General features: G+C 44.6%; 12 protein-coding genes. 8 read left to right on the top strand and 4 right to left on the bottom strand.

What is annotated here, in order from left to right:
* Nucleotides 1-273 precede the first annotated feature (273 nt).
* Nucleotides 274-852: a TetR-like C-terminal domain-containing protein gene (locus ACFPXP_RS14055; RefSeq protein WP_379894921.1), complete on the top strand. Its 579-nt coding sequence runs from the start codon at nt 274-276 to the stop codon at nt 850-852.
* Between the two features lie 130 nt (nt 853-982).
* Here the strand turns inward: ACFPXP_RS14055 and ACFPXP_RS14050 are convergent, their stop codons facing one another.
* From ACFPXP_RS14050 to ACFPXP_RS14040, 3 genes are read right to left on the bottom strand one after another with little or no spacing between them, the layout of a single operon-like run.
* The gene (locus tag ACFPXP_RS14050; RefSeq protein WP_379894920.1) at nt 983-1,483 is read right to left on the bottom strand and encodes a hypothetical protein; all 501 of its coding nucleotides are present in this window, start codon (nt 1,481-1,483) and stop codon (nt 983-985) included.
* A gap of 27 nt (nt 1,484-1,510) precedes the next feature.
* On the bottom strand, nt 1,511-1,786 hold the full coding sequence (locus ACFPXP_RS14045) for a hypothetical protein (protein ID WP_379894919.1): 276 nt from the start codon (nt 1,784-1,786) through the stop codon (nt 1,511-1,513).
* 51 nt (nt 1,787-1,837) lie between these two features.
* The gene (locus tag ACFPXP_RS14040; protein WP_379894917.1) at nt 1,838-2,215 is read right to left on the bottom strand and encodes a hypothetical protein; all 378 of its coding nucleotides are present in this window, start codon (nt 2,213-2,215) and stop codon (nt 1,838-1,840) included.
* Nucleotides 2,216-2,643: 428 nt separating this feature from the next.
* Here ACFPXP_RS14040 and ACFPXP_RS14035 point away from each other — a divergent pair, with 428 nt between their 5' ends.
* Both ACFPXP_RS14035 and ACFPXP_RS14030 read left to right on the top strand, forming a co-directional pair.
* Nucleotides 2,644-2,796: a hypothetical protein gene (locus ACFPXP_RS14035; RefSeq protein WP_379894916.1), complete on the top strand. Its 153-nt coding sequence runs from the start codon at nt 2,644-2,646 to the stop codon at nt 2,794-2,796.
* Nucleotides 2,793-3,125: a hypothetical protein gene (locus ACFPXP_RS14030; protein ID WP_379894915.1), complete on the top strand. Its 333-nt coding sequence runs from the start codon at nt 2,793-2,795 to the stop codon at nt 3,123-3,125. The genes ACFPXP_RS14035 and ACFPXP_RS14030 overlap by 4 nt, the downstream gene beginning before the upstream one ends.
* A gap of 65 nt (nt 3,126-3,190) precedes the next feature.
* Here the strand turns inward: ACFPXP_RS14030 and ACFPXP_RS14025 are convergent, their stop codons facing one another.
* Nucleotides 3,191-4,087, bottom strand: coding sequence for an AraC family transcriptional regulator (locus ACFPXP_RS14025; protein ID WP_379894914.1), 897 nt, complete (start codon nt 4,085-4,087; stop codon nt 3,191-3,193).
* A gap of 312 nt (nt 4,088-4,399) precedes the next feature.
* On the opposite strand from ACFPXP_RS14025, the gene ACFPXP_RS14020 reads away from it, so the two are divergent.
* The 5 genes from ACFPXP_RS14020 (at nt 4,400) to ACFPXP_RS14000 (ending at nt 9,947) form a co-directional block, all read left to right on the top strand.
* Entirely contained in the window at nt 4,400-6,013 is a 1,614-nt protein-coding gene (locus tag ACFPXP_RS14020; protein ID WP_379894913.1) for an ABC transporter substrate-binding protein, read from the top strand.
* A 179-nt stretch (nt 6,014-6,192) separates the two neighbouring features.
* Nucleotides 6,193-7,050 carry an ABC transporter permease gene (locus ACFPXP_RS14015; RefSeq protein WP_379894925.1) on the top strand — a complete coding sequence of 286 codons (858 nt, stop codon included), beginning with the start codon at nt 6,193-6,195 and terminating at the stop codon, nt 7,048-7,050.
* Nucleotides 7,051-7,114: 64 nt separating this feature from the next.
* On the top strand, nt 7,115-7,966 hold the full coding sequence (locus ACFPXP_RS14010; RefSeq protein WP_379894923.1) for a carbohydrate ABC transporter permease: 852 nt from the start codon (nt 7,115-7,117) through the stop codon (nt 7,964-7,966).
* Between the two features lie 126 nt (nt 7,967-8,092).
* Nucleotides 8,093-8,659, top strand: a complete 567-nt coding sequence (locus tag ACFPXP_RS14005) for an RNA polymerase sigma factor (protein ID WP_379894912.1) — start codon at nt 8,093-8,095, stop codon at nt 8,657-8,659.
* Nucleotides 8,652-9,947 (top strand): hypothetical protein, encoded by a 1,296-nt coding sequence (locus tag ACFPXP_RS14000; RefSeq protein ID WP_379894911.1) that lies wholly within the window; start codon nt 8,652-8,654, stop codon nt 9,945-9,947. Before ACFPXP_RS14005 ends, ACFPXP_RS14000 begins: the two co-directional genes overlap by 8 nt.
* Nucleotides 9,948-9,985 lie beyond the last annotated feature (38 nt).

Below are 9,985 nucleotides of genomic sequence, written 5' to 3'. Positions count from 1 at the left end.
GGCACTGAAAAAGATAGGCAATCGTTCCTTGGATTCAAGTTTTTGAAGCTCATCAAAGGAAAATAGACTTTCTTGGAGAATATACAAGTGACTTCACTTCCTCTCGGAGTTTTTGGGTTTGGTCACTCGAAAACTTCTCCAAATTGGGGTGAAGTCCCTTTTTTATCTCTGAAAATCCTTCTGTAACAAGGGCTCAGGTTTCTGCAAAATGCTCAATTAAAAAAACTACAAAAACTTAAAAATTGTAGTTTATAAGGAAGGGAAATCATAGCGATGGAAAAATCAAAACGGTTAGATCCCCGTGTACTCCGTACGCGCCGGCTTCTGCGAGATGCTTTTGTTGAATGCTTGGAGGAAATGGATTTGGAGAAAATCACCGTAAACCGTATAGCCGAGCGCGCCACCATTAACCGAGTTACATTTTATCTGCATTATCGGGATATTCCGGATATGCTGGAAAAGATGGCTGACGAGATGATGGCAGAGATGAAACAAATTTTGAAGTCCTCTCCGAAAAGGGAATCTCATACGGAAGACGGAACGCCTGTGATGATTGATTTGCTTGAGCATATGGCTGAACATGCAAAATTTTATAAATTGATCCTCGGGACGAAGCGAATTCCCATCTTTGCGGAACGTTTAATGATGCTGCTGGCGGAGCTCATGAATGAAAAACTGGAGAGAGAGGGGAGCGATTCTTTCATTGTCAAAGCAGGGATTCAAAAAGATATTGCGCTATGGTATGGTGCGTCGGCTATCATTGGCACAATTGTGTCCTGGCTCCGGAACGACATGCCGTATACGCCGCTCTTTCTATCTAAACAATTATCCTTGCTGATTCCGTTTCGATAACATACCTCGAAGCGATGATTTGCTCATGCGTTTATCCGGTGGAGTTCTTCTGAACGGCAAACGAGGCTGTCTAACACATTAGAAGTGTTGGAGGGCAGCCTCGTATTTTTATTCCACTAACAATGAATACTCAATAGTAGTATTTGTTCCTTCCAATGATATAAACAACTCTCGGAGTGATAAATAACGCACCAAATCCGGTGACTAGAATGAGAGGTACTCCGGCGGCGGCATTAAAATCAAAAACAGAAATAAGGATAACATCTACAATTACCAAGAAGAATGCCAGGGCGATGCCTAGTAAAATGCCTCCAACCAAATATTTGATTTTCTTGATAGATTTTAATTTTTGTATCATGTTGAAGTTTTCTTCTAAAGCATCACGTCGCTGGTTGGAATGATCTGTACTTAATGATTTAAGGTGTTTTCCTTTTTCAAGATAAGCCGGTGCACGCTTTACAGACTCTTCCTTTGATTTAGGAGCGTTTGCCCCCATTGTAACCGGCTTTTTCTCATCTTCTTCCTTCATTACGACTCTTGTTCCGCAATAACCGCAGAGCGCTAGTTCCGATGTCTTATCCAATTCGATATTCGCACCGCAGTTCGGACAATTGGTTGACAATACTTTCATCAAATTTCACCTGTGCTTTATGTTTGCTTAATAGTCATATTTATTTTTACCTCGGGTATAGACAACTTTGGGCGTGATGAGCAGAGGTCCAAACATGGCGATTAGGACAAGAAATACTGCGAGTCCGTCAGCGAGATTAAATCCATTAATGATTAATATGGCGATGACCATACATAGCCATGCGAAGAGGATTCCTAATAAAATGCCTCCAACGATATACTTGATTTTTTTTCCTCTTTTTAATTTGTTCGAAGCGGCCAGGTTTTCATCATATTCTTTGATTTGCCGCTCGTAGGCACTCATATAGTCTTGAAAACGCTGAATAAATGCTGCATGTGTACGATCCTCGCCCAGCTATTTGAATGTCTCGAATTCTTCATACGGAAAAATCGCTCGTTCTGTTGGTGATAAATTCATATTTTTAGTTTTAGCGATCAAATAACCTTTATAAGCTTCTAAGTCATCTGGAGCATCTAATAAAATTTCATTATATATGTTGGTAGCTGCAAAATAATCCTCTAGTGCTAGAAAAGACTCTGCTGTTTTGAATAATTCGGGAATGAAGTCAATTTCGAATTCCTCTATTGCTGCTGCGGTCTTTTTCTTGGCCTGTTCTTTGTCATCCTTGGATATGATTTTCGTACTGCAATAATCGCATACTGCTTTTTCTGTTTTTTCATTTAATTCCATCGTTGCCCCGCAATTCGGACAAGTGGTTGTTAGTACTTTCATCACGACTCACCTATTAAAATATGATTTAGTTTTGACAACAAAAAAATGAGTACATCCAAATTACTTCTTTTTTCCCAATCCTAGCATATTCCACCAAGGAAGAAAATGACTAAAATTTATCATCTATTTATATGATTGAAAGCGGTCAGCTTATTCTAAGATAGAGTTACAAACGACATAATCCCGACGAATCCTGGAGAAAATTCACGATGATTTTATGTCCGAGAACATTTGCAAGATACATGTTATGTATGCGCTTGCATTGGATGTTAAAGGGATGAGATGCGTATAAAGTCGACAGGATGACAGAATAAAGTCGACATGCTGCTAGACGAGTGAGGGGAAGAGCCATATGATTAGAGTGCTTTTTGGAGGATGCGGATAATTATCTTACCAATCTGATTGTGAATGATAAGGATTTGTCGGATATGGAATATATGGTTTCGGAACAAGAACGCACGCTGGCAAAAGTGAGGTTAGACAATAAGTTGGAAAGTGAAATGACGACCTTTAAATCCATCGATGCTGTGTTTGTTTATACGATCCGCTCAATATCGATGAAATGCAGCTTTGTTATGTGAACGAAATCGACCCAAGTTATATCTGCAAAAAAGAGGAAGCCGCCCAGCCTGTCGTCAATTGGTTTGAAAAATTCGATCTCTCTCAAGTGCAAAGCATCGAGCTCAAAGAAGGTTACTACTCAACGTTTGATACGATAGAAGATTTGTACAGCAATGAATCGGCCAAAGCCGTCTTTCACAAATATTTCGGGAATATGGCGGAAACCCCTCGCTTTGAGGTGTTAAGAGGGGTGATGTCGATTGAGAAAATGGCTCAGATTGTACAGTTTAACATCCCCCCCGAATTATTGCCCGTCATTAACAGAGAACTGAACGTGATCAAGAAATAAGCGAGATGCATCGACAGAACATGAGCTGCCTTTCCTATGAGGAGAGGCGGCTTTTTGGTTTATCTTCAATCCAAATTCAGTGGAATCCGATAATAGGCTTTTCTATATTCGGTAGGTGTCATCTTCTCGTATTTTTTGAAAAGCCGCATGAAGTATTTTTCATCATCGATTCCGACCGAAAGGGCAATTCCTTTAATTCCGCTGTTGGAACGGATCAGCAGATCCTTGGCTTTGGAGATTTTCAGCATGTGGATATAGTCTTTGATGTTCATTCCGGTATGGCTTTTGAAAATGCGCGATAAATAATTACGGCTGTAGTTGAAATTTTCGGCTATCGACTGGACGGAAATATCACTCATCGCATTGACGCGAATCCATTCCATAATTTTCGTTATCGTCTTGTCGATATTTCCGGTTTCTGAAGGCGAATGAAAGTGGGTCAATGTCTGCTCCGACAGCTCGATGAGTAAAACGGTGGCCAAGTAGTCCACCGCGAGCGGGTTGTAATAATTAGAGTTCGCCACGTCCAATAGCTGATGGCACAAAATATTGATTCGATTAATATCTCTCGGGGTTGAGAAAATCGGCAGGAATATGGAAGTGTTTGAATGTTTGGCGTAAGGATTGGCCCGCAGCAGCTTGACTTCATGGTCCATCGTTTTTTCATCGATCAAGGCGATATCTTGGGAGCAATAAAAATGAAACCAGTAAAACGATACCCCAGGCTTGCACTGAGAGTAACCGCCATGAAACTGATGCGGAGGAATAATAAGCACATCTCCCGGTTGAACTTCGTATTTTGTTCCTTCAACTTCAAGGTATAGTGTGTTCTTGACTCCGATGATCACCTCGTAGTTGTCTATTGTGCGTTTCATATGAGCCCATGGCTCGTTCGAAATCAGTTGACCGCCCAGCGCAAATTCAACCTTCGATGCAGCATTCATTTTTAAAAACTTTTTCATCTCAGGACCCTCCTTTGCGTGTTTCGCATATCGAAACGAAAGTGGAATACAAGTGTATTTCGTCCACCTTTTATTCTATTTGAGATACCGACAAAAGTAGTGCTGGATGATAATCTGTAAATAAAGTTTGTAAACCCTTACATACAAAGGGTCTGCAATGGCCATTGCAGCAGGAGGACAAAAGCTAAGAGGGAGTGATCACGATTAACCATGAATATAACAGAGTTCGCTGATTTGAAAAAACTGAATATTCCGAAAAAATGATTTCAATTGAAAGTCCATTTCGAAGTATAACCGATAGGGGGAAGCAAGATGAATAGAAGATTCACTAGGTTTCTCGTATTCAGTTTGTGTATCGTTATGTTCGCAGGATGCAGCAATAACAATACATCTTCCGAGGGAACGACAAAGGACGGCAAAGTGAAATTAACGGCTCTCATTACAAAACACCCGCTGACAAAGGAGCTTTCAAAAATGGAATGGCTGCAGGCGGCAGAAGAACGGGCAGGGGTGGAGATTGAATGGGAAGAGGTCACTGCGGACTGGGATCAGAAGAAGGGAGCGATGCTGGCCAGCGGCGATATTCCCGATCTGATTGTCGGGCCCAATAGCATTACTGATGCGGACTTTGTAAAGTTCAAAGGGTTATTTCAAGATTTAACCGAATTAATCGAGCAGCATGCGCCGAATGTGCAGAAGATGTTCGAGGAAAAGCCGGAAACGAAAGTCATTGCTACCCAGCTGGACGGCAAAATTTACGGATTGCCCAAGTATCAGAGATATTGGCCCGAAACGGCGACAAGGCAATTCATTAATCAGCAATGGCTGGATCATTTGGGCTTGGAACAGCCTGCGAACTGGGATGAGTTGTTTGAAGTATTAGTGGCGTTTAAAGAAGAGGATGCGAACGGCAATGGCGATCCGAATGACGAAATTCCAATGGACTTTTCGCCTGTCGGGACAACGGGATTCGGCTTCTTCCAGCCGACGGTGCTGCTCGGCAGCACGGGCATGACGATCTCCGGTGGAGGCGGTCAAGGGTATTTTGTGGAAGATGGCGTCGTGAAAAATTTCTTTGCTGACGAACGCTACAAGCAAGTCGTGCAATTCCTGAACAAATGCTGGGAAGCGGGATTGATTAACTCCGAAGCCTTTACTCAGGACTATACCAAATACCAGTCGGTTGCACGGGGTGAAGGGGAAACCGCGAAGATCGGCTATACGTACGGTTGGGAATTGACGGACCGATTTGGCGTCACAGTGGCACCGCAGTATGTTTCATTGGCACCGCTGAAGGCCTCGGAGAGCTCTACCGTGGAGGTATCTTGGAGCTATGATTATGACGCTTTAAATTATGGGGTGAACATGATTCAGATGTCATCACAAACGAAGAACAAGGAAGCGGCCATAAAGTTTATTAATGAACTGTACGATCCAACTGTCAGTATGCAGATCCTGTTTGGTTCAATAGGGCCGAACATTCAAGATAACGGTGACGGTACTTACACGGTTCTCCCTCCACAGGACGAATCGATGGATCCAGGAACTTGGAAGTGGACGTCCACTTGGGCCGATAACGGACCTATGTATATTGCGGATTCATTAAATTTAACGCTCGGTACGGATATGCAATCCGTCGGCGAACAAACCGAGCCGTATGAGAGCGTTTTTGCTTCAATCGACAAACAAAAGGATGTATATCCAGGCACATTCATTAAGTATACCGAGGAAGACAACAACACCATGAGCTTGATCAATACGGATCTGATGAATTTGGCGATGTCGAATTTCTCTAGATGGGTGACCGAGGGCGGTATCGATTCGCAGTGGGATGCTTATGTGTCAGAATTAGATCGCATCGGTTTGCAGAAGAACCTGGAAATCATGCAGAAATACTACGATGACTACATGAGCAAAATGCAGTAGTCATCACTCCCCTAGGCTGAAAGAGGCTGTACCGCTCGCGGTGGTATAGCTTCTTTCATAAATAAAGGAGGCATGTCCCTGTGAAGCTGCAAAGAAAAGCAGACCAATCAGTGCAGCCGCATGTGGCTAGGAAGCCGAACGTGCCGAACACGTTTAGACGCGACCATCAGCTGTGGCTCATGATCTTTCCTGCGGTAGCCTGTGTGATTCTGTTCAATTACATTCCGATGTATGGCATTCAGCTGGCTTTTCGAGAGTTCGATTTTACGAAGGGGCTGACCGGAGGCGAATGGGCCGGATTTAAATATTTTCAGCAGTTTATAGACAGCTATATGTTTACGGATTTATTGCGAAATACATTGACGATCAGTCTGACGACGCTTATTGTCGGATTTCCGGCGCCGATTATTCTTGCTCTGCTCATCAATCAAATTAGATGGAAGCGGGCTAAAAGGACGCTTCAGACGATCGTATATTTGCCACACTTTATCTCCATCGTTGTGTTGGTCGGATTGCTCAATGTGCTGCTGTCGCCGAATACAGGCATCGTCGGACACTTCATGGATGTCTTAGGGTTCGGGGATGTCAATTTGCTTGCTTCGACGAAAACCTTTGTCCCCGTCTATGTGCTTTCCGATGTTTGGCAGCACTGCGGCTGGAACAGCATTATTTATTTGGCGGCGCTCTCTACCGTGGATCCACAGCTGTATGATGCGGCGAAGATGGACGGAGCCAGCAGGTGGCAGATCATTCGCAGCGTCGAAATACCGGCGATTATTCCTACAATGATCATTCTGCTCATTCTCAATATGGGATCGGTCATCAGCACTGGCTTTGAAAAAATCTTCTTGATGCAAAATTCGTTGAATTTGCCGGTCTCCGAAGTGATCGAAACGTATGTGTACAAGATTGGGATCATCTCTAACCAATTCAGCTATGCGGCAGCGATCGGCTTGTTCAATACGATGATCAATTTTACGCTGTTAGTGTGCATGAATTATATTGCCAAAAAAACATCCCAAATCAGCCTGTGGTAAGGAGGGAAGTAAAGTGCGCTTGTTTCCTAAGCAGCAAAAGCTTTCCGATACGCTTTTTGATGTATTGATATATGTCATATGCGCTCTCGTATTTATCATCGTTGCTTATCCGCTCTACTTTGTTATTATCGCATCGGTCAGCGACTCGACGCTGGTTGCAACAGGGAAAGTGCTATTGTTTCCAAAAGGGTTTAGCTGGTTCGGATACAGCGAAATATTTCAGGATGACCGCATTTGGGTAGGATATCGGAACACGCTGATCTATTCGATCGGAGGGACTTTAATCAATCTGCTTTTTACGCTTCCGGCTGCTTATGTCCTATCCAGAGCTGAATTTAGGGCTAGACGTCCGCTCATGTTTTTCTTTGTGTTCACGATGTTTTTTAATGGAGGACTCATCCCGACGTACCTATTAATGAAAGATTTGCAGATGATCGATACGATGTGGGTGTTTATTTTTAATCCGGTAACGGTGAATGTATTCAATCTGATCATTACCCGCACGTTCTTCGAAACGTCGATTCCGAATGAAATGTATGAAGCGGCTTCGATTGACGGGTGTACGCATTTCAAGTTTTTTATGAAGATCGTAATGCCGTTATCTAAAGCGGTGATTTCAGTGATCGCTTTGTATTATCTCGTTTGGCACTGGAATGACTTCTTTACCGGTCTCATTTACGTGAGGGACAACAGTCTGCAGCCTTTGCAAATCGTGCTTAGAGATATCCTCCTATCCAATCAAGTGTTTGCCGAAGGAGCGGGGACCGGGGGCCAAGCGGGAGGATACGCCCAGCGGTATGCGGACCAAATTAAGTACGGCGTCATCATTGTATCGACGCTGCCGATTTTAATCGTATATCCATTTTTACAGAAATATTTTGAAAAAGGCGTTATGATCGGTTCGGTGAAGGGTTAATTGAATATATAAATCGTTTTGCTCAAGGCTGCCGATTGATATCGGCAGTCTTTTTCATGCAGGAAAGCGAAATCGGGAACTTTTTGACGACTTGCGAAGTCTGTTTGTTTAAAGGGGGGAAATCCATTGGAGGAAGCATACTTGCAGCATCTTTCGGAGCTGAATGTTTCAGACCTCAGGAGGCTGATGGAGACGTATGGGGAAGATGTCTGGAACTATGCCTATGTCATCACGAGAAACACGCATACAGCGGATGATGTGGCACAGGAAGTGTTTATCAAGGCGTATCGCAGCTTTGCAGGTTTTCGAGGGGAAGCTTCCATCAAAACGTGGCTGCTGAAAATAGCGAGAAATACAGCGTTATCTTACCGAATGAAGCCTTTCCTTCGTAAGGTGCTGCTGTTTGGCGATCGTATGCCGGATGGTGTGTCCCCATTGTCGACCTCGGATCAAAGAGCGCCGTCAGCAGAAGCGGAATACATGGAGAGGGAGAGCGCAGATCAATTATGGAGACAAGTGCTGAAGCTGCCGACCAAATTCCGCGACCCGCTTGTATTGAGCGCGCATTACGGGCTGTCGATGGAAGAAATCAGTGCAGTGACAGGTGCATCTTTGGGAACCGTAAAATCAAGGATTCATCGAGCTAAGAAAAAGATCGCAGATGCCTGGGAAGGAGAGATCGTGGATGAATAATTGGAGACCCGATTGGGATCAGCGCTTGGAAAAGCGTCCTTTTCGGCAGCAGCGCTTTAAGCGGGAGATGATGGACCAAGTGGAAGGGCGCTTGAAAGCGATCGATTCAAGCAATAGGCGGAAACGATGGGTTTGGCGAACAGCCGTAGTTATCCCGGTTGTGATGGTCATGATCTTCGGCGGCATGTGGCTGTTGGACGATTCGCAATCACTTCATGACAGGCAGGGGATGGACGGTATTAAGGAAGAGGTGGAGAAGCCGCTTCATTCGAGCTTTGAACCGCAAGTCGGAGGAGACTATGAATGGTGGAATTCGCTGAAGACTGCTGATCTGCAAGAAAACGACCGAACGATCGTAACGCTGGCGAAGGCGCTGATGGAACGAAAGCTGGGCGTTTGGGGCGGGCCGACGCCGGACATTTGGCAAAGTCCCGAGGTGAAGCAGCCGCTGGAACGATATGATGTATCGAGCCCGTGGGTGTTCGAAGTGTATCTTGTGAATACCTTTGAGTTTGATGATCATATCGTCTATAGGCTTCAGTTGTTTTCCCGCGATTCGATCCCAAATATCTATTTTGAAATGATCGACGTGAATGTCGAAGGTGGTACGAACAAAATTTCGGAGATCGAAATTACGGAGACGGATGAAATAGGAGTCCCTGGTGAAGGCCATCCTGATTATAACGGAGAGCGTACCGTTGTATTGAAGGAGGACCCGCCCTTGGATTTGCGCATGACAGGCATTTCACATGATGATATGATTCGGTCGCTTCATGTGAAGTACGGCGATGCTGAACGCACATTCATCCATTGGAGCAATGTGCCGAATGAGAGCTATTACCCGGAAGTTGCTGAGCTGCAAGTAAACGAAGGGAAGGAGAAGCTGCTAGCCATCATTTTGACGACCGGGTACGGGACCGAGATGTATGAATCCGAGCTGAAAGTGCTCCGGACGGAATTGACGGAAGTGTCTGCAGCGAATCCCGTGGTGGTTGCTTCGTCGATGTTGACTTCGAGCATTTCGGTGAAAGAAGGCCACCGGACGTATGAGTTCACCTTGGCCGGCGAGACCCGAACGTTCGAATATGAAGATGCCGACGCTGGATTTTGGTTTGAGGAGCCGGGGCTTGGCAGCATTGTTCGATACTGGGTAGAAGGGAACACGATCTATGCATCGGTGCCTGTTCAAATATCGCCAGCGACCTTCCCGGTATCGATCCGGCTTCGATATGCATATGACGGGGCGGTATTTAGTGTAGTTGAGGCGGAATTTGAGGGTGAGGAATAGAAGTAAAAAGATCTTTCAGGCATGATGCTGGAAGATCT

The organism is Marinicrinis lubricantis (assembly GCF_042658665.1).
Lineage (GTDB): Bacteria > Bacillota > Bacilli > Paenibacillales > KCTC-33676 > Marinicrinis > Marinicrinis lubricantis.
Note: the sequence above shows the minus strand (reverse complement) of the source record. Positions and strands in the feature narration are given on the sequence as shown.